This window comes from Parerythrobacter aestuarii (genome assembly GCF_030140925.1).
Classification (GTDB): Bacteria; Pseudomonadota; Alphaproteobacteria; order Sphingomonadales; family Sphingomonadaceae; genus Parerythrobacter; species Parerythrobacter aestuarii.
Genome location: NZ_JARBWD010000001.1, coordinates 2,525,265 through 2,546,105, shown reverse-complemented (window position 1 = coordinate 2,546,105; position 20,841 = coordinate 2,525,265). Strand labels below are relative to the sequence as shown.

At 60.9% G+C, this 20,841-nt stretch carries 15 protein-coding genes; 12 read left to right on the top strand and 3 right to left on the bottom strand.

The window, feature by feature from the left end:
• Positions 1-152 precede the first annotated feature (152 nt).
• Together QPW08_RS12475 and QPW08_RS12470 are read right to left on the bottom strand one after the other, a co-directional pair.
• Complete coding sequence (locus tag QPW08_RS12475) at positions 153-2,018, bottom strand: calcium-binding protein (protein ID WP_284126138.1); 1,866 nt, start codon at positions 2,016-2,018, stop codon at positions 153-155.
• 94 nt (positions 2,019-2,112) lie between these two features.
• The gene (locus QPW08_RS12470; RefSeq protein ID WP_284126137.1) at positions 2,113-3,162 is read right to left on the bottom strand and encodes a CDP-alcohol phosphatidyltransferase family protein; all 1,050 of its coding nucleotides are present in this window, start codon (positions 3,160-3,162) and stop codon (positions 2,113-2,115) included.
• A 122-nt stretch (positions 3,163-3,284) separates the two neighbouring features.
• Between QPW08_RS12470 and QPW08_RS12465 the strand changes: the two genes are divergently transcribed.
• On the top strand, positions 3,285-4,121 hold the full coding sequence (locus QPW08_RS12465) for a CDP-alcohol phosphatidyltransferase family protein (protein WP_284126136.1): 837 nt from the start codon (positions 3,285-3,287) through the stop codon (positions 4,119-4,121).
• Here QPW08_RS12465 and QPW08_RS12460 read toward each other — a convergent pair.
• Positions 4,118-5,242: a glycosyltransferase family 4 protein gene (locus QPW08_RS12460; protein WP_284126135.1), complete on the bottom strand. Its 1,125-nt coding sequence runs from the start codon at positions 5,240-5,242 to the stop codon at positions 4,118-4,120. The two genes, QPW08_RS12465 and QPW08_RS12460, sit on opposite strands and share 4 nt — an antisense overlap.
• Positions 5,243-5,614: 372 nt before the next feature.
• Between QPW08_RS12460 and QPW08_RS12455 the strand changes: the two genes are divergently transcribed.
• The 11 genes from QPW08_RS12455 (at position 5,615) to QPW08_RS12405 (ending at position 20,674) form a co-directional block, all read left to right on the top strand.
• Positions 5,615-6,715, top strand: coding sequence for an inositol-3-phosphate synthase (locus QPW08_RS12455; protein WP_284126134.1), 1,101 nt, complete (start codon positions 5,615-5,617; stop codon positions 6,713-6,715).
• A 17-nt stretch (positions 6,716-6,732) separates the two neighbouring features.
• Positions 6,733-7,485: a phosphocholine cytidylyltransferase family protein gene (locus tag QPW08_RS12450; protein ID WP_284126133.1), complete on the top strand. Its 753-nt coding sequence runs from the start codon at positions 6,733-6,735 to the stop codon at positions 7,483-7,485.
• Positions 7,482-8,705 (top strand): glycosyltransferase, encoded by a 1,224-nt coding sequence (locus QPW08_RS12445; protein ID WP_284126132.1) that lies wholly within the window; start codon positions 7,482-7,484, stop codon positions 8,703-8,705. The genes QPW08_RS12450 and QPW08_RS12445 overlap by 4 nt, the downstream gene beginning before the upstream one ends.
• Complete coding sequence (locus QPW08_RS12440) at positions 8,702-9,817, top strand: hypothetical protein (protein WP_284126131.1); 1,116 nt, start codon at positions 8,702-8,704, stop codon at positions 9,815-9,817. Before QPW08_RS12445 ends, QPW08_RS12440 begins: the two co-directional genes overlap by 4 nt.
• Positions 9,817-10,620 (top strand): ABC transporter permease, encoded by an 804-nt coding sequence (locus QPW08_RS12435; RefSeq protein WP_284126130.1) that lies wholly within the window; start codon positions 9,817-9,819, stop codon positions 10,618-10,620. The genes QPW08_RS12440 and QPW08_RS12435 overlap by 1 nt, the downstream gene beginning before the upstream one ends.
• The gene (locus QPW08_RS14735; protein WP_326521308.1) at positions 10,617-11,999 is read left to right on the top strand and encodes an ATP-binding cassette domain-containing protein; all 1,383 of its coding nucleotides are present in this window, start codon (positions 10,617-10,619) and stop codon (positions 11,997-11,999) included. The genes QPW08_RS12435 and QPW08_RS14735 overlap by 4 nt, the downstream gene beginning before the upstream one ends.
• Before the next feature lie 2 nt (positions 12,000-12,001).
• Positions 12,002-13,339: a glycosyltransferase family 4 protein gene (locus tag QPW08_RS12425; RefSeq protein ID WP_284126129.1), complete on the top strand. Its 1,338-nt coding sequence runs from the start codon at positions 12,002-12,004 to the stop codon at positions 13,337-13,339.
• Positions 13,339-14,511 carry a polysaccharide biosynthesis/export family protein gene (locus QPW08_RS12420; RefSeq protein ID WP_284126128.1) on the top strand — a complete coding sequence of 391 codons (1,173 nt, stop codon included), beginning with the start codon at positions 13,339-13,341 and terminating at the stop codon, positions 14,509-14,511. Before QPW08_RS12425 ends, QPW08_RS12420 begins: the two co-directional genes overlap by 1 nt.
• Before the next feature lie 195 nt (positions 14,512-14,706).
• Positions 14,707-17,364: a hypothetical protein gene (locus tag QPW08_RS12415; protein WP_284126127.1), complete on the top strand. Its 2,658-nt coding sequence runs from the start codon at positions 14,707-14,709 to the stop codon at positions 17,362-17,364.
• 163 nt (positions 17,365-17,527) lie between these two features.
• Positions 17,528-17,848, top strand: coding sequence for a hypothetical protein (locus tag QPW08_RS12410; RefSeq protein ID WP_284126126.1), 321 nt, complete (start codon positions 17,528-17,530; stop codon positions 17,846-17,848).
• Positions 17,849-17,902: 54 nt separating this feature from the next.
• Positions 17,903-20,674, top strand: a complete 2,772-nt coding sequence (locus tag QPW08_RS12405) for a M10 family metallopeptidase C-terminal domain-containing protein (RefSeq protein WP_284126125.1) — start codon at positions 17,903-17,905, stop codon at positions 20,672-20,674.
• The last annotated feature ends 167 nt before the right edge of the window (positions 20,675-20,841 follow it).

The window sequence follows — 20,841 nt, the reverse complement described above, 5'->3', positions numbered from 1 at the left end:
GCCGTCTCCTAGGCTGTGGCCTGGGCAAGGAAGTTGCCAAGCTGGCCAGGGCCGTATCGCTCAGCGGCCATACTATTGGTGGTCGCTTGCCTGGCGGTTACATACTCCGGCTGCGCGGATTTGTGTTTCGAACCTCGAATCCGCTGCGCGGATCAGGCGAAGGTTTCTACCGGCTGGATCTGCGGCAATTCGACCTGCTCGGCCATGAATGGCGTGGCATCCCAGAAATCGAAGGATGTGAGGGCAACGATCTGAGGGCGGAGGATTGCGGCATCGTCTTCCGCCTTGTCCGCGCCCGGTTCTTCCTGTGTGCTCGGGAACCAGCCTGCCCAGGTGTTTTCGTCGTAGCCATTGGCGGTGAGGAAATCGATGACCTGCTGCTGCGACTGGTAATTGGCATAACGGATATTGCCGTCGGCATGCATATAGGCGTGGAGGTAGGCTGTGCCGTCGGTGAGCGCGAAATAGACCTCCTGCAAGCCATCGCCGTCATAGTCGTCGGCACCCAGCACGCGGTTGATATTCTCGATCGCGAGGTCGTTCTGGAAACGCTGCTGGCTGTCATCGTCGCTGCCGGCAACGACATCGCCACTCTCCACCAGTGGATCTACATAGATACCTGCTACCCGCGTCTCGCCGGCCCAGCTGTAATCGTCGAAATAAACCAGTCCGTCGGGCGCTGTGCCAACCGTGGCGAAGCGGCCGATAGCGTCATTGACGAGGATCTGGTCGATATCGCCATCGCCATTGACGTCGGCCGCGCCGATCCGCAGCCAGGATCCGTTGCCGCCTAGGGCATTGCCGTCGAAATCGCGAATGGCGTTCATGGCACCCTGGTAGACTGAAGGATCGGCTGTCTCGAAATTCACCGATACGCCAGTGCCGGGGAGCAGCCGCACAGTCGTATTGCCGAATCTCAGATATTCGACCCCCGTCAGCGTATCGGTGCCGTCGGGCCCCGATACTTCGAACACGCCCGTGGACGTCTGAGTCACGGTGTAATTCGCGCTGTTGCCGCTCACGACAGCGGTATCGATGTTTGATCCGCCTTCGATCGTGTCGGTACCGCGCCCGCCATTGAGCAGGTCCTGCCCGTCGCCACCGTCGAGGGTGTCGGCACCTGCCCCGCCGTATAGCTCGTCGCTACCGCCGAGCCCACGGAGTGTGTCGTTGCCCTGGTCCCCGAACAGGAAGTTATCGATTTCGCTCCCTGTGATCCGGTCATTGCCGAGCCCGCCGCGGAAATGCGTCTGAAGAGGGTTCTCGAGAATGTCGTCGAGGATCGTGCCTAGCCCTGTGTCGGCCAGAACCGCGAGGTCGAGATCGCCGATTGAATAGGCAAAGCCGCGATAGAACACCACACCGTTCATGAGCCCGGTCAATGGATCGTCGGTGTTGCCCGGGAAAGCATTGCTGTTGCCATAGTGGGTGTAGTTGCCGACCGTCAGCTCGAGATCGCCGCCCAGCAAAGCCTCGACATTGGGACCGCGAAAGTAATCCTCCCCGGCGATATCCAGTCGGCGAAGGTCATAGACTGTCGCGAAATTTCCCTGCGAATTGGTGTCGGTGTTGTAGTAACCGATGAAGCCCAAGGCGTGCCCGATTTCATGCAACAACACACTGAGACCGTCGGTGCGGTCGGACGGAATATCGTCGCGCGTTTGCGGGGTTGGGTCGAGGAACAGTTCGTTGAGCAGGTAATCGCGCGAGAACTGAAGGATAATGTCATGGCCGCCGTTGCTGACGTTCTGGCCTGTCTGCAGCTCGTGGGCCGGGGCGCCAATGATGACGTTCACACCGTCGAGCTGTCCGATATTTGTGCCATTGCCCCAGCCGCCCTGTGCGCGTCCGCTGGAAGTCGTGTCGAGCAGCTCGACCCGCACTGCCACATCGGCGTCGCCGGCCAGCACGGCACCCCACAGGCGGAACGCTTCATCTGCGAGTGCCAGTAGCAGGTCGATGATGTCCTGCGAGATGCCAGCGCGGTTGATAATGAAATAGGTTGGATTTAGCGCCACCGGCGACCCCCATGAATAGCTTCGCCCGCGCTAAGTCGAAAACTCTCCGGTGGCAACGCGGGACTGCCGGGAGGTTGGGATATACTTGCGCCTGCTATGAACTCTCGCCCGGTTTCTTCCAATTCGGAAGGAATGCACACAGCACCGCGAACCAGCCGGCAGTAATTATGGCGAAGGCATAAAGCAGCAAGGTCGCACCTCCCAGCATGATCATGACAAACGCGGCAAAGGCATAGAAGTCGCGCATGGCGATCCATGTGAGCCATTGCCGGATCCGCGATGGCCGTGCCCCGAACCGATGCTTGAGGCCATCGAAGGTGAAGTTGGCGTCATCGCGGCGCGATTGCCAGCCGAGCATGGCGCTGCCATTGGCAAGGATGAGGCAGGCCAGTGCGCCTGCCAAACCTGCCGACTGGTCACCGTTCATGTAGACATTGTAGCTGACACCGCCGACGAACCCGAGATTGGTTGCGGCGTCGGTCAGGCTGTCCATCATCGCGCCTCGGGCCGAGCTGCGGAATGTAGCCCGGGCCATCTCCCCATCGACACCGTCGATGATCGAAGCCAGCTGGAATAGCGCGGCACCGGCCAGCAGCCCGGCTGCTCCGCCAAACAGCAGGCATGCCAGCATGATCAGGCCGACCAGCCCAGCTGCCAAGGTCGCGTGCCAGGGGCGGGCACCCGGCCAGCGCAGGACGATCCGGGTGATGGCCTGCGAAATCGGGCGGTTGAGATGCCGCGAGACGATCCCGTCGCCTGGCTTCCCGGTCGATGCTACGATCCGGTGGGCAGCCTGATTGAGCCCGGCGACATCAGCGGCGACAACGTCGGTCCAACTGTCGGCGATGTTGCGCATTTCGTCGTCCGTCATGCTCTGCACTGCAGCGCCGCCAATCCATCCTGCCGCCTCCACAATGTCGCTATCGGTCGGATGGAGGACAGTGCCAGGTGCGAGCCGCTCCAACTCGCTGCGGCAGAGGCTGCTGGGTTCCCAGCCGCCCGGAACAGCGATGACGACGGGGTGCTTGGCATTGGACTTGTGCAACTGCATCATGCCCCTTGCAGCCGCTGGAATACCGGCAACAAGGCTGTTGGCCGCTCGCTCGCTCGCGAACAGAATGCATAAAGGGGCGGTTGCGGACATGGCCTTGAGCTGGCCTTTCAAGCAGCTTGCAAATTCGCGTTGGCGGTTGCATCGCCATCTACAGGCGAGGCTGCCAAGCGCAAGCCGGACAGGCCGCAAGGGTACTGCGAACCAACTGCATGATGACGACAGCTCTTCAGACCCGCGTGAAGGCGCTGCAGAACCCGCTCGACCGGGCGCTTTACCATCCGCTTGCGGCCCGGCTGGCGCGCCTGCTGGCGCGCACACCCGTGACACCCAACATGGTGTCGGTCGGAGGAGGGATGGCGATTGTCCTGGCGGGTATTGCCTATGTGCAGCCTGGCTGGCCCTGGACGGCACTGCTGGGGTTGGTGCTGCATATGTCTTGGCATGTACTGGACGGGGCCGACGGCGATCTTGCGCGGCTGACGGGAAAGGCCAGCCCCACCGGGGAGATCGTCGACGGTTTGTGCGATTATAGCGGGCACCTCGTCCTATACCTGATGTTGGGCAGCATGGCCGCGCAGGACGCCGGGTGGCTAGCGTGGGCGCTGATGCTGGGTGGAGGGGTTAGCCACATATTGCAGGCCAGCTTCCATCAGTCGCAGCGGCGGCGCTATTTGAACTGGATCCACGGCGTGCCTTGGCTGGGCTCCACGGGCGAAAGCGCTGCGGGGAAAGGCCTTGGCAGGTTGGGTCGGGCCTACCTCGTGGTGTCCGGCTGGTTTGCGCCGTACGACCAGGAGGTTGAAGCCGCCTTGACCGACCCCGTCCGCGGCGAGGCGCTGCGCGCGAGGATACTTGAGCTGGGGCCGGAACCACTCTCAGGAAGCACGCTGCTGGGGTCGAATTACCGTACGATCGCGCTGGGGCTCTCCATGTTCGCCGGCTCGCCCCTGTGGTATTTTGCCTTCGAGTTGGTGGTGCTCAACCTGCTCCTGCTTGCGACTGTGGTTCGATCTCGCAAGATACTCTCGAGCCTGCGCGCAATGCTCTAACTCCCGGCAAGGATACGGCGATAGATTTCCAGATTGGCTTGCGCGAACTTGCGTCGGTCCATCTGTCTGGCCCGAACGAGCCCTCTTTCCCGAAGCGATACAGCCAATCCCGGTTCGTCGAGGATCCTGCGCAGAGCGGCTCCGATGGTTGCAGGGTCGCGGGGATCGACAAGCAGGGCGGCTCCGGCGGTCACTTCCGGCATGGCGGAGACATTGCTGGTCACTATCGGGCACCCGCTCGCCATGGCTTCGGCCAGTGGCATGCCAAATCCTTCGCAGAGCGAAGGGTGCAGCAGGGCAAGCGCCCCGGCATACAAGGCCGCAAGAGCGTCATCATCCTGTGGTGAGAGGCAATGGACCCGACCGCCAACGCCAAGATCGTGAGCAAGACTGGTCAATTGGCTCGCGCCTGCTCCCTGCCGCTGGACAATAATGAGATGTATCTCCGGTCTGTCCGCAAAGGCTGCGGCGAAACCGCGCACAGCACCGACGTGGTTCTTGTAGGGTGCAGACTGACCCACTGTGAGAACATAATCAGAGATCGGGGTGCCGACGTTGGGCAGCCTGTCTGAACAGCTGGTGTGCGGGCGAAAGCGATTGGACACGCCCGGTGGGGCCGTGAAAATGCGCTCCGCCAACTCCGGACGGTGGGCGAGGATCGCGCGGCGAGTAGCTTCACTGACAGTCACCAAGGCGGCCGAGTGATCCAGCGCCCGGCGGATACCATGGCGATAGAATGCCCCCTGGATGCGTCTCTTCAGACCGGGTTTGCACAAGGCCGGGTCATCCAGCCACATGATATCGTGGATCGTTGTAACGCACGGGATCGGTACCCCGCGCGGGAGAATGTTGGCAGGGCCGTGGAACAGGTCGAACCGATCAAATTCGACCATCCGTGGAAGCCACCACATGGTTGTCGGGCTGTTGGCCCCGGCCCTTAGCTCAATCTCGCTGACATTCGGTGCGAGCGACAATCGTGCACCGTGCGAGGAATGGCGTAGGAAAGTAAAGTGCCAGTCCGGTGCCAGGTCCGGCAAATATTCGACCAGCGCCTGCACAACGGCTCCAATCCCGCTGGGGCGGGGTCTGATATAGCGGCAGTCGAGGCAGACGGACGGCATGCAACACGCAGCCATCGCGGCTCGGCGAAGCAGGCGCAAGTGGCAATTCATCGTCCGCTCATGCAATAGTCGGCAGACATTCGCGGCTGTCGGAGTATCCGGCGGTGAAGAAGACTGACCGGGCCGAATTTGCGCCATAGTCGAGTTGAAACGCGTTCCAGGCGCTATGAAGGCATTGGCGATTGGGTGATTCATGGCTAACGGAACGGTCCCTTCGCCAAATGATTTTCGACTAGTGGCAAAAGGTCGCATCGCGGCACCCGCAGGAAATACGGGGCTGACGAAAGAAAAACCGGGGTTGGACGTTATGCGTCTGTCAGCGCCTTTTGGCGAGCATGCTTCGCTGTGAATTGAGTTGAGGTTTTTGGGTCTATGACAGCAATTCGGGTTGCCATTGTCGGCATCGGCAACTGCGCAAGTTCGCTTGTGCAGGGTGCAGCGCATTATGCGCGCGGCACTTCGACCCAGGGTCTGATACACGATTATATCGGCGGCTATTCCGCCGGCGACGTGGCATTTGTGCTTGGTGTCGACGTTGATGCCCGCAAGGTCGGCAAGGACATTGCCGAAGCGATCTTTGCTGCACCCAACAACACCAAGGTCTTTTGTAGCGACGTGCCCAAGACCGGAGCTAGAGTTATCCGTGGACGTGTGCTCGATGGCGTCGCGGACCACATGACCGAGGCCGGTGAGCGTGGTTTCATGATCGCCGACGGTCCCGATGCGACGCAAGCCGAAATGGTCGCGGCCCTACGGGATACGAAAGCCGAAATCCTTTTGAATTTCCTCCCGGTCGGCTCGCAAGATGCGAGCGAATTCTACATGGAATGCGCGCTCGAAGCCGGTGTTGCGGTGGTTAACTGCATCCCGGTCTTCGTTGCCAGTGACCCGGAATGGGAAGCACGGTTCCGCGAACGCGGACTCCCGATCGTGGGTGACGATATCAAGGCCCAGATCGGGGCCACTATCGTCCACCGAACACTGTCCAGCCTCTTCACCACTCGCGGTGTGACAGTGGAACGGACCTACCAGCTCAATACCGGCGGCAATACCGATTTCATGAACATGCTCGATCGCCAGCGGCTGACGAGTAAGAAGGAATCGAAGACCGAGGCTGTGCAGGCAGCGCTCGCTCAACGCCTTGCCGACGAGAATATCCAGATCGGCCCGTCCGAGTATGTCCCGTGGCAGAAGGACAACAAGCTGTGTTTCCTGCGGCTGGAGGGCACGCAGTGGGGCGATGTCCCGGTTGAGCTGGAGTTGCGGCTCGCGGTTGAGGACAGCCCCAATGCCGCAGCTTGCGTGATGGATGCGATCCGCTTCTGCAAGTTTGCGCTCGACAATGGCGATAGCGGCGCACTGATCGCGCCGAGCGCCTATTACTGCAAGCACCCGCCGCAGCAGATTGACGAAGATACCGCAGGCCGCATGCTAGACGAATATGTCGCGCGTCACGTCCAGGCGGCTGAATAGGCGAGGCCTGGCGAAACATGGACGCGCTGATCCTCGCCGCCGGACTTGGCAGCCGCCTCAGGCGGGTCGAGCCTTGCAAGCCGCTCACGCAGCTGCATGGATTGTCCTTGCTGGAGATCGGCGTGCGCCAGCTGGCGAGTGTCGGAGTTAAGCGGGTCGTCGTCGCCACCGGCTACCACGCCGAGGAGATCGAAGCGGAGCTACCTGCCATAGCGCGCAGGTCGGGTATCGCAGTGGAGGCGCGACGGGTCGCCGACCATGGCAGGCCCAATGGCTATTCGGTCATTGCCGGTGCTGCGGATTTCAAGGGCGAATTCCTGCTGCAAATGGCAGATCACGTCTTTGCTCGCTCGATCCTGGCGAAGATGATGGCAGCTGGGCCGGTGGAGGATCGCGCGTTGCTGGCCATCGATCGCCGCTTGACCTCGCCATTGATCGATCCCGACGATGCGACCTGGGTGGCAACCCGTATTGACGGCACGATCGACCGGATCGGCAAACACCTGACAACTTATGATGCTGTCGACTGCGGGGTGTTCCGCGCTTCGCAGGCGCTGCCGGAGGCCATCCAGTCGGCGATCCATGACGGAATGCCGGGGTCATTGTCGGACGGTATGCAGCGGCTCGCTGATAGGGGTCAGGCTGCGAGTGTCGATATTGGCGAAGCGTGGTGGATTGATATCGATGATCCGCCGATGCTGGAGATGGCGACATCGCAGGTCCGAGCCGAGTTGCCGGAGATTTTCGCTGCGGAGGCGGCGGTGTCATGACGGCCCCGCTGCTCCTTGATCTGACCCGTTCGGCAGGGCGCCGGTGGAGCGGGCGCACACCCAGTGGTATCGATCGCGTGTGCGATGCCTATGCCGCACATTTTGCAGGCGAAGCCTTGGCAGTGTTGCAAGTGCGCGGACGCCCGATCGTGTTTGATCGCGCAGCCTCCATCCGCCTCTTTGCAGCGCTGGATGCCCCAACGAGCCAATTCCGCCGTACATTCGCGGCGTTGCACCTGCGGCAGCTGGCTCGCCCGGTCGATCGGGAGCTTACACGCGGCTCACTCTATCTCAACGTCGGGCACTCCGATTTCGATCTCGACGCCCATTGGCGTTGGGTGGAGCGTCGAGGTCTTCGTCCGATCTACCTGCTGCACGACTTGATTCCGGTCACTCATCCGCACGTGACAACGCCGCACAAGACCGCGCGCCATCGAGGAAGGGTGGTTCGCGCCTTGCAGGAAGCGGCCGGGATAATCGTCAATTCCAACGCCACTGCGGCCGAAGTCAGGGGCTTTGCTACCCGCGAAGGTTTGTCGCTGCCACCGATGCTGGCAGCACCCATTGCCGGGGCGCGGTTGCCAGTGCCGCTGCGGTCTTCGCCAAGTCGCATTCCGACTTTCGTTGCCATTGGCACGATCGAAAGGCGCAAGAACCATCACTTGTTGCTCAAGGTATGGTCGCAGCTTGTTGCCAGAATGGGCAATCATGCTCCGAAGCTGGTCCTCGCCGGGAATTGGGGGATCGGATCGGGCGAGGTGCGCGCCAAGTTGGCGACGGACCTGCGCCTGCGCCGGGTTGTGGAAGTCAGGACCAACCTTGACGACGGCGAACTCGCGCGGCTTTTGGTCAGCGCGCGCGCAGCCTTGTTGCCGACCATGGCCGAGGGTTTCGGCCTGCCGATGGTTGAAGCGCTCAAGCTGCGGGTTCCGGTGATTGCCAGCGACTTGCCGAGCTTTCGCGAAATCGGACAAGGGATACCCAGGCTGCTCGCTTCCCATGATGTCGATGGCTGGACCGATGCGATTGCGGAGTTTTGCGAGGACGGCCCTGGACGCAAACGGCAAATGGGACTGATGGCGCAGTTCCATCCTCCGAGCTGGTCGGAGCACTTCACGAGCCTCGACGCCTGGCTGGAAGGTCTGCAAAGCGGAATCGAAGCGAAGGGTTTTGCCCCTGACCGCAATCGCCCCTACAAAGTCACCTTGTGGGCGGGATGACGGGGTCGAGAATCACAGTGCTGGACAGGTTAAAATCCATCAGCCCGCTATTCCTGGCGGTGGTAGCGCTGCCGACCTTGTTGGCGGTGGTCTATTTCGGTGCACTGGCGGAGGACATCTATGTCTCCGAATCGCGCATCATCGTGCGTAGCCCGTCGAAGCCCGATACCTCGCCACTCGGCTCTGTCTTCGGCGCCAGTGCGATCACCGGGGCGACAGAGGAAAGCAACGCCGTGCGCGAATTCCTCCGCTCGCGCGCAGCGCTGGAGGAGATCGACAAGGACGGCTTTGTCCGCAATGCATATGGCAAGGGCGACATCTTCTTCGTCGATCGCTTCGGCGGCCTCGGTGGTGACAGCTTCGAAGAGCTGTACGAATATTTCGGCGAGAAGCTGGCGATCGAGGATGGCCAGAGCGTGCTGGTTCTGCGGCTGCGGGTCGAAGCCTTCGATCCGCAGGCCGCCAAGGAGATCAATGAGCGTTTGCTGCGGCGATCCGAAGCGCTGGTCAACTTGCTTTCTGAGCGGGCGCGGACCGACGCTATCAGCTTCTCGGAGCTGGAGGTGATCGACGCCCGCAGGGAAGCGAAGAGCGCTTCGTTGGCTCTGGCCACATTTCGTGATCGGCAAGGCGTTATCGACCCTGAAATGCAGGCCAAAGTGGGCCTGCAAACTATCTCCCAACTCCAGGAAGAGCTGATCGCGACCCGCACCCAGTTGCTGCAGATGCGGACCTACACCCCGCGCGCATCGCAAATTCCCTTCCTCAAGACCCAGGTCGCTGAGTTGGAGCGCGAAATTGCGCGGCAGACCAAGCGTATCGCCGGCGGATCGGGTTCGCTCTCCGCCAATGCCGCGCGTTATCAGGAGCTGACGCTGGCCTCGCAATTTGCCGAACAGCAGCTCGCCATAGCGCTGGCCTCTCTGCAGGATGCCCAAGCCGAGGCGCGGCGCAAGCAGGCCTATGTCGAACGGATCGCCAACCCCTCGCTGCCTGACTACGCCACCTATCCCCGCCGCTGGCGTAATATCTTCGCTACCTTGCTGCTGGGCCTGCTGGCCTGGGGCGTGCTGTCCATGTTGCTGGTGGGTATTCGCGAGCACCGCGACTGATGGCGAGCAGCGCACCTCGCCCGGCCACGCTGGTCGATAGCCTGCGAAGCAACAAGCGCATTATCGGTGCGTTGCTCGTACGCGAGATGCTCACGCGCTACGGCCGGCACAACATCGGCTTCCTGTGGCTGTTCGTGGAACCCATGCTGTTCACGCTCGGTGTCACTGCGTTGTGGACTGCGACCAAATCCGTCCACGGCAGCGACCTGCCGATCGTCGCCTTCGCGTTGACCGGCTATTCCAGTGTGCTGCTGTGGCGGAACATGCCGGGCCGCTGCATCGGCGCGCTGTGGGCGAACCTGTCGCTGATGTACCACCGCAACATCAAGGTGCTGGACGTCTACTTTGCGCGGCTGCTGCTGGAATTCGGCGGAGCGACCATTTCCTTCGCGGTGCTTGCGCTCGTTCTTATGTCCGTCGGGATGTTGACCCCGCCGGAGGACTTCCTGACTGTTGCTGGCGGTTGGTTGCTGCTGGCATGGTTTGGCTCCGCTCTGGCGACTTTCCTTGGCGCGCTTTCGCATGAGAGCGAGCTGGTGGACAAGCTGTGGCACCCGTTTTCCTACCTGCTTTTCCCGCTTTCCGGGGCGGCCTTCCTGGTCGATGCACTGCCTGTGTTTGCGCAGGAAATCGTGCTGTGGATCCCGACGGTGCACGGCGTCGAGCTGGTACGTGAAGGCTGGTTCGGATCGCAGGCGCGGGCGATCTACGACATCGGCTATCTCGTCAGCGTCAACCTCACGCTGTCGGTGGCAGCCTTGCTGACAGAACGCTGGGTTGCTCGCCGGGTGGTGCCCGAATGATCCGTGTCCGCGACCTCCATAAGAGTTATCCGACCCGGTTCGGCCAGAAGCGCGTGCTCGAAGGGATCGACTTCGAGCTGGCAAAGGGTGAACGGTTAGGCATCCTCGGTCGCAACGGCGCGGGCAAGTCGACTCTAATCCGGCTGGTCAGCGGAGCGGAAAAGCCAACTTCGGGTTCAATCGAACGCAGCATGTCGGTCTCGTGGCCGCTGGCCTTCGGCGGTGCATTCCAGCCGCAGCTTACCGGTATCGACAACGTCCGTTTCATCACCTCGGTCTACGACCAGGATTTCGCACGCAACCTCGCCTTCGTCGAGGATTTCGCCGAACTGGGGCCCTATCTGCGCGAACCGGTGCGGACTTATTCGTCCGGCATGCGCGCGAGGCTGGCGTTTGCCATTTCCATGATCATCGAGTTCGACTGTTTCCTCATCGACGAAATCGGGGCCGTCGGTGACGCGCGCTTCCATGATCGCTGCAATCGCGAGCTTTTCGAGGTGCGCAGCGACCGGGCGATGATCATCATCTCGCACGATGCCGGATACTTGCGAGAACACTGCAACCGCTGGGCGATCCTGCACGAAGGCAGGTTGCAGCAGTTCGGCGATTTCGAGCAGGCTTATGCCACTTACAAGGAACTGATCGGGGCCGATACAGAGGCTGATCCAGTGCCCGTCGACACATCGAACCGAGCGCGGATGATCGATTCCTCGCAGCATTCGGCGCTCAGCGACGAGCGGTTCCGGGCGCTGGTGCAGCAGGGCGACTGGGCCCGCGATGAACGCAAGTGGGCCGAGGCGGCCGAGGACTACACCCGCGCGCTGGCGCTCTATCCGTATCAGCGCAGCTACTGGACCCAGCTTGGCCACATGGAGAAGGAGCAAGGCCACTTTGCCGAGGCAGAGACCGCCTATCGCACTGCGATCGCGCTGGGCGAGCCATTGGCCGATGTGGAAGAGCACGCGGTGTTCGTGATGGAGCGGCTGGGCGATGCCGAGGCGGCACCGCTGCGCGGGCCGCTGGCCGGCAAGGCATCATTGCAGCCACCGGCAATGCCGGATGTCCAGGCGCTAGGGTGGCTGTTCCAGGCAGCCCCGGTGGGCTCTCTGGAGGTCATGCGCGCGTGCGATACACTGGACGCGCTCGGCGCTATTCTCGCTGCCGGGCCGAACACTCGCAGAGCGGTTGCACAACCGTCCGAAGCAATGGCCCGCCGCGTCTGCTGCATCTTTGCGCAGCCAGTGCTCGACCAAGATACCCCGGCAGAGCTCTTGCACAGGCTCAGAAGTGCCGGTGCGTTCGCTGACTGGCCAAAGACCGTAGCCGCCCTCGAAATCGCTCCCCAACGGACAGGGGCGGGCAGCGCCTTGGTTCACTGACTATGCCGGACACTAGAAAGACCATTCTCATCGACGGCTATAACCTCGGGCTCGAGAAGGGCACCGGGGTTGCCACCTATGCCCGCAATCTAAGCTACGAACTCAACGCCCTCGGTCATCAGGTCGCAGTGCTCTATGGCAATCGCGGGACCCATGTGCGCGATGATCTGCTGCACGAAATCTCGTTTTTCGATGGGCCGGTCGAACAGGCGCGCATCTTCGAACTGCTGGAACGGGCCAAGCAGGCCCTGCGCTTCCCGCTGAGCTACAAGGCCAAGCAAGTGCCGATCACCGGGCGCGTCGTCAGCCGCACCTTCAGCGCGCGATTGCCCTATTTCGATGCCATCTACAACGCCAGCGAGGTATTCCAGAACGGGCAGGCGGTATTCTGGCTGTGGAAGAAGCTGCTCAACGTCAACCTGCCCCAGCGGCCCGATCTTGCGCACTGGACCTATCCGCTGCCGGTGCGGGTGCCCAAGGTGCCCAATATCTACACCATGCACGACCTCGTGCCGCTGAAGCTGCCTTACACCACGCTCGACAACAAGCGGCGGTACTTGCGCTTGATGAAGCTGATCGGCGAGCGGGCCGAGCACGTCGTGACAGTCTCGGAAAATTCGAAGCGCGACCTGGTCGAGCTGGTCGGTATCCCTGAAGAGCGGATCACCAACACCTACCAGTCGGTGCAGATCCCCGCCAAGTATCGCGACAAGCCCGAAGAGCAGGTCGCCCGCGAAGTCGAGGGGATCACGGGTTTTGGCTATAAGGGCTATTTCCTGTTTTGGGGCTCGCTTGAGCCCAAGAAGAACATCGGCCGCATGATCGAAGCCTACATGGCGAGCGAAGTGAAAACGCCGCTTGTGATTATCGGCGCGCAGGCTTGGAAGGCGGAAAAGGAACTTGCGCTGCTGAATGAAGGCAAGTGGGAACAGGATACCTTTGTTGCGTCCAGCAATGTCGAGCGTCGCCGCGGCGCGCGCAAGCGAATCATCCGACTGGATTATGCGCCGTTCAGCCTGCTGGTCAGCCTCATTCGCGGTGCCAAGGGGGCGCTGTTTCCTTCGCTCTACGAAGGATTCGGCCTGCCTGCGCTGGAAGCGATGCTGCTCCAGACCCCGGTAATCTGTTCGAACACCAGCTCGCTCCCCGAAGTCGCCGGCGATGCCGCACGGATGGTCGACCCCTATGATACGCAGGCCATCACCGCCGCGATCCGCGAGCTTGACGCCGATGCGGACCTGCGCGCCGAGCTGGTCGAACGTGGCATTGCCCAGGCGGAGCGCTATAGTCCCGACAAGTATCGCGATCGTCTCAGCGCGGTCTATTCGAGGTTCCTGTGATGGAAAACACCGCTCAATCGCTCCGCCTTGCCCTGCTGGCCGGTAGCGCTGCCCTGATGGCGGGTTGCTCGTCTTTCGGTGCGGCAGGGCCGGGGACGGATACAATCAGCAACGCCGGGCAGGAAAGCTACGCCGGAACCGACATCGCTGTGGTCGAGCTTGACCGGGCAACGACCAGCCGTATCACCGCTTTTTCGCGTGCGACCAGCTTTGCCGAAGTTTTTGGTGATGCCGGGGTTGGCGCGCCGCTCATCGAACGCGGCGATGTCGTCAGCGTGACCTTGTGGGAAGCGCCGCCGGCGGTCCTGTTCGGCGCTGCAGCGGACCCACGGGCAAGCGCAGGCGGCACGGTGGCAGAAGCGGAGGTCCTTCCTGACCAGCGGGTCGATGAAGACGGCACCATCGCGGTACCCTTTGCAGGCAAGGTTGCAGTGGCAGGCCGCACTCCGTCGCAGGTGCAGGACGCCATCGTCGGTCGCCTGCGGGGCAAAGCCCACGATCCGCAGGCAATCGTCCGTGTGGTCGACAATGAAGCCAGTACCGTGACTGTGCTTGGGAAGGTTGCCACTAGCCAGCGCGTGCCGCTGACCGCGCGCGGTGAGAGGCTGCTCGATGTGCTGGCCGAAGCCGGCGGCCCAACCGAGGATGTCGAGAAGACGACCGTGCGCCTGACCCGCGGTGCCAAGGCTGCGACCATGGCGCTGGATGCCGTGATCCTCGATCCTGCCCAGAACGTCACCTTGCGGGCCAATGACGTGCTGACGGTGATCCACCAGCCCTACAGCTTCATCGCGTTGGGTGCGGTGGCGCGCAATGCCGAGGTGCCGTTTGAAGGCTCCGGCCTTTCGCTGGCGCAGGCGCTCGGCCGCATTGGCGGCTTGCGCGATGATCGTGCTGATATTCGCGGTGTGTTCGTGTTCCGCTTCGAAGAAGCCGGCGCGCTCGATCCGGCGGTGGCGGCCTCGGCGCAAGCGACACAGGAAGGCAGGATTCCGGTGGTCTATCGCCTGGACTTGTCCGATGCCGCTGGCTTCTTTGCAGCGCAGGATTTTGCCATTCGCGATGACGATGTGCTCTATGTGTCCAGCGCGCCGGGGGCTGACCTGCAAAAGTTCCTGTCCACGCTTTCGAATGTCGCGCTGTCGACTATCGCGATCAAGAATTCGCTGTAGGTTTGCGAAGATAGTCCAGCGCCAGCGGCAAGAAACCGCGGTTTCGGCTTGTTGTGAATTGTTCATAATTCATTGAATTATCTGGATTGACCACAGGCTTTTTTGTGTTAGCCCTTTCCCTAAAGACAGAGCAGGGTCGCATCCTGAAAAATTCAACCACATTGCGCGCGGCAGCGCCATTCATGGAGTTTGCGAATGGTCGACGTCCTGATCGCCACCGATGGTGATGAGAACTGGGTATTGAGTCCCGATGGTACGGTAATTTATGTCGCCGGTAATGATGGCTTCCTGCGGGTCTACGATGCGCAGAGCGGCGATCTGCTTTACGAAGTCGAGGTGGGCCACGATCTCGGGGCGCTCTCGCTTTCACCTGACGGTACACAGCTGGCAATCGTCGAAGAAGTTGCGGCGAATGTGAGCCAATCCAACTCGTGGACCAGCAACACGGCGGATGTCAGCTTCTACATTGTCGACCTGAGCACATTCGGTGCGGATGAATATGTGTTTACGGTCACAGGAAGTGACTACACCTTTGCCGACATCACCTGGAGCGACGAGGACACGCTGCAAATCTCGCAGAACATCCTGCCGGGATGGAGCGGATGGGCGCCGCTGAGCACGTTTGAGCTGATCAGTGGTGAGATTACCCAGAATGGCAGCTACTACGCCGGTCTCGGCAGTGCCGCCTCGCTGCTTACAATTCCGCGGTCCGACACTGTCCTGCTCGGCCAGCTGGGCCTCTCGTCGGCTGAATATTTTCTCATCTCTCCGGATGGCACTTCGATTACCAGCAATGGTATCTACGACAACGGCGTCTATGGCTATGCCGAGGGTATCGAAGCGGCATCGGGCGTGACCGAGGACGACCGGATCGTGATCGTCACAGGTGGCGATGTGCACGTCTACGACGGGACGATGCAATACATCGATACCCTCACCAACTACTATCCTACTCTGGGCAATTCACGCGGTGTGGCTTTCAGCCCGGACGGTCAGCGTATGTTCTTCATGGACACGCAGAACCAGACAATCGTCGTCATTGATGCCTACAATTTTTCGCTGGTTGGCACGGCCGAGCTTCCGGGCGTGAATTTCGAAACGCTGCAGCTGGGCGAAGAGCTGATCATCGCTGACGATGGCGAGGGTATTTATTACAATACTTCAAGCGGCATTGCCTATGTATCGATCGACCTGCCTGACCTCGGCACCGACGGCGACGATATCCTGCGCGGTACTTCTGGTGATGACATTATCGACGGCATGGCCGGTGCTGATGTCATCTATGGCTACGAAGGGAACGATTGGCTGATTGGCGGTCCTGACAACGACCGGCTCTTTGGCGGCGTGGGTTTCGATATTGCCAGCTACGAGACCTCCGATTCCGGCGTCGTCGTCAACCTTTCGACGACCGGCTCGCAGGCAACCGGCGGGGCGGGCAGCGATACGCTGAATTCCATCGAGGGGCTCCACGGCTCCGGTTACGATGACCGCCTGACTGGCGATGCTGGCAGCAACCTCATCTTCGGCTTCAGCGGCAATGATATCATCCGCGGGCGTGAAGGCGACGACGACCTCTATGGTGAAGGCGGCAATGACGAGCTGTACGGTGGCTGGGGTGTCGACTGGTTGTTCGGCGGAAACGGCAACGACTTGCTCGATGGCGGGGTCGGCGCTGACCGGCTGGAAGGCGGCAATGGCGACGACATTTATATCGTCGACAACGAAGGTGACCAGATCATTGAAACCGCCAGTGGCGGTAACGACACCATGCGGGTCTATGGTTTCAATGCGACGATTGCTTCGGCCGTTGAGACACTGGTCATCATGGAAGGTGCTTACAATGCCACCGGCAACTTCGCTGCCAATACGCTGATTGGTTCGGATCAAGCCAATATTCTCACCGGCCTCGGCGGCGACGACACGCTCGATGGTGGTGCAAATGTCGATACTGCGGTCGTGAACGGCAACCAGGCCGACTACACGGTGACCCAGACTTCGACCGGCGTGTTCGAAGTGAGTGGACCTGATGGTACCGACACATTGACGGCGATCGAATATCTCCAGTTCGACGATGCGACGATCCGCTTGATGCCGGGTGAAGGCGTCACCGTCGACTTCAGCGCTGATTTCCAGTCGTTTATGGAAAGCATCCGTGACTTCGACGGCAACGATCTGGGCGGGGCCGGTGCGTGGGTGTGGCTCGGCGAGGCGGACGTCAACGGGGATGGCGATCTCGACCAGATCCTGGTCAATCGCGACATTGGGCGTTTCGCCACAGTCGGGACGGCTGAAGACGGCATGATCTATTTCGACGACTATGGCTGGGCCGGCGAAACCCGCATTGCCGGGATCTATGTCGATCCGCTGGTGCAAAGCGGGGATGTCGTTGCCGGAAGCGATGAAGACAGTCAGCGGCGTTTCCAGAACGACCTTGAGATCGGCAACATCAACCAGATCCTTGGCGCTGACGACTACGATGGCGACGGTTTGCAGGAAGTGTATTTCGCGCTCACTGACGGTACGGCATACCTTCACGCCTATATGCACGCCGATGGCAATATCCAGTACGCCAACTACCAGTCGGAGCAGCAGGTGATCGATTACCTCACCGCCAATGGCTACGACGCCAGCACCTGGGCCGGCTGGTTCCCGAGCACTCAGGAAGGATCAGGTGACAAGGCGGCTGAGAACGGCGAAATTGGTTCAGGGGCCGATCTGGGTCTCGATCCGGCGGCAGTGTTCGGCTTCGATCCTTGGCACCAGGCGGCTGGCGAAGGTTTGCCCAACCCGAGCTTCCTGCAAGCCAACCAGATCGAACTGCCTTTTGTCCAGCTTGCAGACAGCTTTGCCTGACTAGGCTGACGCGACAAAATACCAGCCTTGCGTTATCGTGCCCCGGAGCCCTGCCCCGGGGCAGATCGCACAGGAGGAGGATTGATGCAGCGTGTCCTATCGAGTGCCTATCCCCTTGCGCCCAGCGTTTTCGATCCTGACTGCGCCGCTGCTGGTGGCTTGTGTGAGTAACGGTGGTTTGGCGAACTGTTCGGCCGAAGGTGTGCAGTATCTTTCTTCCGAAGCCACGGAAGCGAGCGTGTGTGCGGCATTCGAACGCCGTGTGAGCGAGGCTCTCCAACAGGGTGATGCCAGCGCGAAGGCAGACAACCTTTCCGTAACACTCCGGTTCCAAAAGCGGGGAACGATGGAAGCGAGTATTGTCGCGACGAACGGTGACAAGGCCTATCCGCCGATCGCCATCGATGTGGTAGATAGATCACTTGCCATGCGTGATCTCGACAGACTGGCGGATGCCGTGGCGAAGATGTTGATGGACACTTAGTCTGAAACCAGGCCGCCTGGATCAAGGTTAGGCCACGAACTGGAAGTGAAGAAAATGGGACTGTTTCTGGAACGTGGATCGCTGATTGGCGACAATTGGTTCAGCCGCAATCTTGATTTTGTGGTCGAACATGCCGGTCCGGAAAAGGATTCATTCTATATCGGCGGCTGCAACTGCCCCGCCTGCCTGGCGCATGAAGACGACGGCAAGGAATTCCAGCCGGGCAATGGTGCCACGGCGGCAGAAGACACCATCCCGGGATCGACGGCGACTACCGCCACGCTTTCACCGGGTAGCTTCCAGACCAGCGCGATCGATACTTCGGGCGACAGCGATTGGTTCAGCATCACCCTCCAGGCCGGCGAGACCTATACCTTCACGGTCTATCTGCCTGCTGGTGGGCTGCCTGACAGTATCCTGACCCTGCGCGATTCCACCGGCGCTCAGATCACCACCAACGACGACGCCAATACGGCGGCAGGGCTATATTATTCCGAGATCATCTTCACCGCACCCACGAGTGGGACCTATTATCTCGATGTTACGGGCTATTCGACCGCGACCGGGCAATATTTCCTGTCCAGCTCGCGCCCGGTGGCTGACAATTATGGCGATGATGCAGGCAGTGCCGGCACGCTGACGATTGGTGGGCCGGTCATCAGCAGTACGCTCGACGAGACCGGGGATCACGACTGGTTTGCAGTCACTCTCGAGGCGGGCGAGACCTATGAGTTCACGACCTTTGCCACCGGCGCCACCGGTGATGCCGATACCACGCTGACCTTGCGCGATTCCTCGGGCGGGGTCCTCGCCTACAATGACGACAGTTCGGGCACGTATTCGCGGATCCGGTTCCAGGCGACGACCAGCGGGACGTATTATATCGATCTGGGCGGCTGGGCCGATTCCGAAGCCGGGGCCTACCAGTTGCAGGCCGTTGTTGCTGAACCGCTGCAGGAGTACAGCAATGACCAGATCGCCGACCAGCTGGTCAATGGTTATTGGGGCGGCGCAGGAGCTTCGCGCCGTTTCGATGTCTCTCCGGGCGACTCATTGACTGTCGATATCACCGCGTTGACGACCGACGGCCAATTCCTGGCCCGCCAGGCCTTGCGTTTGTGGAGCGATGTTTCAGGCATTCGCTTTGTAGAGGTGACCGGCGCGGCGCAGATCACCTTCACCGACGATGAAGATGGGGCATTTTCGACCTCCACGAGGTCCGGCGGGTTTATCACAGAGTCCCAGGTCAATGTGTCGGAGACCTGGCTCACCAATTCAGGCACGACAATCGACAGCTATTCGTTCCAGACTTACCTGCACGAAATCGGTCATGCCCTCGGCCTGGGTCATGCCGGAAACTACAATTCGTCGGCGAATTATACGCAGGATGCCAATTACCTGAACGATTCTTGGGCGACGACTGTCATGTCGTATTTCGACCAGTCGGAGAACACCTTCTTCTCCGATCAGGGGTTCAGCCGCGTGTTCGCCGTATCGCCGCGCGTGGCAGACATCGTAGCCATCCAGCAACTCTACGGGGTAGCCACCAGCACGCGGACCGGCGACAATACATATGGCGTTGGCAACGATACCGGTCGCGCCATCTACGGTGTCGGCGGAAATGCGACCAATGCCGCAGGCAACTTGTTGTCCTTTACCATCGTCGATCACGGTGGAGTGGACACGCTGAACTATTCCAGCTTCTCTGCCGACCAGGTCATCAACCTCAACCAGGAAGTGTTCTCCAGCGTCGGCGGGAGCATCGGTAACATGACGATCGCCCGCGGCACCGTGATCGAGAATGCCGTCGGCGGTTCGGGTAATGACGATCTGATCGGGAACGATGTCGCGAATGTTCTCACCGGTGGTCTCGGTAACGACAGCATCGACGGTGGCAGCAATATCGATACTGCGGTCGTTTCAGGTAACCGATCGGCCTATACGATCACGCAGACCTTGACGGGGGTCTTCCAGATCGTCGGGGCTGACGGCACTGACACGCTGACCGGCGTCGAGTATCTCCAGTTCGACAACACCACCATCCGCCTGTTGCCCGGCACCGGGGTTTCAGTGAACTTCGAGACCGCCGATCCCTCGGTCTACCAGGCGGCGATGAACAACATTCGCGACTTCGACGGCAATGCGTTGGGCGGGAATGGCTCGTGGCTGCGGATCGGCAGCGCCGATGTCGATGGGGATGGCGATATCGACCAGATCCTCGTCAACGATGCCATCGGGCGGTTTGCGACGGTTGGCGGCAATGCCGATGGGCTTTCCTACTTCGACGACTACAGCTGGGCCGGTGAAACCCGCGTGGTCGGCATCTATATCGACCCGCTCGTCGAAAGCGGCGACGTCGTCGCAGGCAGCGACCAGGACAGCCAGCGGCGGTTCCAGAACGATCTGCAGATCGAGAACATCAACCGCGTGCTGGGGGCTGACGACTATGACGGCGACGGGTTGCAGGAGGTGTACCTCGCACTGACTGACGGCACGGCCTATCTGCACATGTACATGCATGCCGACGGCAACATCCGCTATGCCAACTACCAGTCGCAGCAGCAGGTGATCGATTACCTCACCGCCAATGGCTACGACGCCAGCACCTGGGCCGACTGGTTCCCCTCCACGCAGGAAGAGCCAGTGGACAAGGGTGCGGATCAGGCATCGCAGGAAAGCCAGGCCTTCCAGGGACTCGACTTTGCTGCCGTGGGTGCATTCGATCCCTGGCAAGAGCTCGCCGATCAAGCGCCTCTAAGCGGTAGCTTCTTCCAGGCAAACCTGCTCGAAATGGCCCATGTCCAGCCTGTTGAGAGCTTTGCCTGACGCAATTCGGCAGGAAGCGACCGGTTGCCGGGGTGGGTCGGAGGCCTGCCCCGGTCCGGTGCCTTCCACGACGACACATTGTCAAAATGGCTCTTCCGGCCTAATTCTTGCCTTTAAGCACAGCAGAAGCAAGGGTTTGGACGCCTGACGACCGGCTCCTTGGTACA

Bases quoted from the DNA above. Each gene is read 5' to 3' on its own strand.
- QPW08_RS12470 (WP_284126137.1), bottom strand. From the start codon at position 3,162: ATGTCCGCAACCGCCCCTTTATGCATTCTGTTCGCGAGCGAGCGAGCG.
- QPW08_RS12465 (WP_284126136.1), top strand. From the start codon at position 3,285: ATGACGACAGCTCTTCAGACCCGCGTGAAGGCGCTGCAGAACCCGCTC.
- QPW08_RS12460 (WP_284126135.1), bottom strand. From the start codon at position 5,242: ATGCCGTCCGTCTGCCTCGACTGCCGCTATATCAGACCCCGCCCCAGC.
- QPW08_RS12455 (WP_284126134.1), top strand. From the start codon at position 5,615: ATGACAGCAATTCGGGTTGCCATTGTCGGCATCGGCAACTGCGCAAGT.
- QPW08_RS12450 (WP_284126133.1), top strand. From the start codon at position 6,733: ATGGACGCGCTGATCCTCGCCGCCGGACTTGGCAGCCGCCTCAGGCGG.
- QPW08_RS12445 (WP_284126132.1), top strand. From the start codon at position 7,482: ATGACGGCCCCGCTGCTCCTTGATCTGACCCGTTCGGCAGGGCGCCGG.
- QPW08_RS12440 (WP_284126131.1), top strand. From the start codon at position 8,702: ATGACGGGGTCGAGAATCACAGTGCTGGACAGGTTAAAATCCATCAGC.
- QPW08_RS12435 (WP_284126130.1), top strand. From the start codon at position 9,817: ATGGCGAGCAGCGCACCTCGCCCGGCCACGCTGGTCGATAGCCTGCGA.
- QPW08_RS14735 (WP_326521308.1), top strand. From the start codon at position 10,617: ATGATCCGTGTCCGCGACCTCCATAAGAGTTATCCGACCCGGTTCGGC.
- QPW08_RS12425 (WP_284126129.1), top strand. From the start codon at position 12,002: ATGCCGGACACTAGAAAGACCATTCTCATCGACGGCTATAACCTCGGG.
- QPW08_RS12420 (WP_284126128.1), top strand. From the start codon at position 13,339: ATGGAAAACACCGCTCAATCGCTCCGCCTTGCCCTGCTGGCCGGTAGC.
- QPW08_RS12415 (WP_284126127.1), top strand. From the start codon at position 14,707: ATGGTCGACGTCCTGATCGCCACCGATGGTGATGAGAACTGGGTATTG.
- QPW08_RS12405 (WP_284126125.1), top strand. From the start codon at position 17,903: ATGGGACTGTTTCTGGAACGTGGATCGCTGATTGGCGACAATTGGTTC.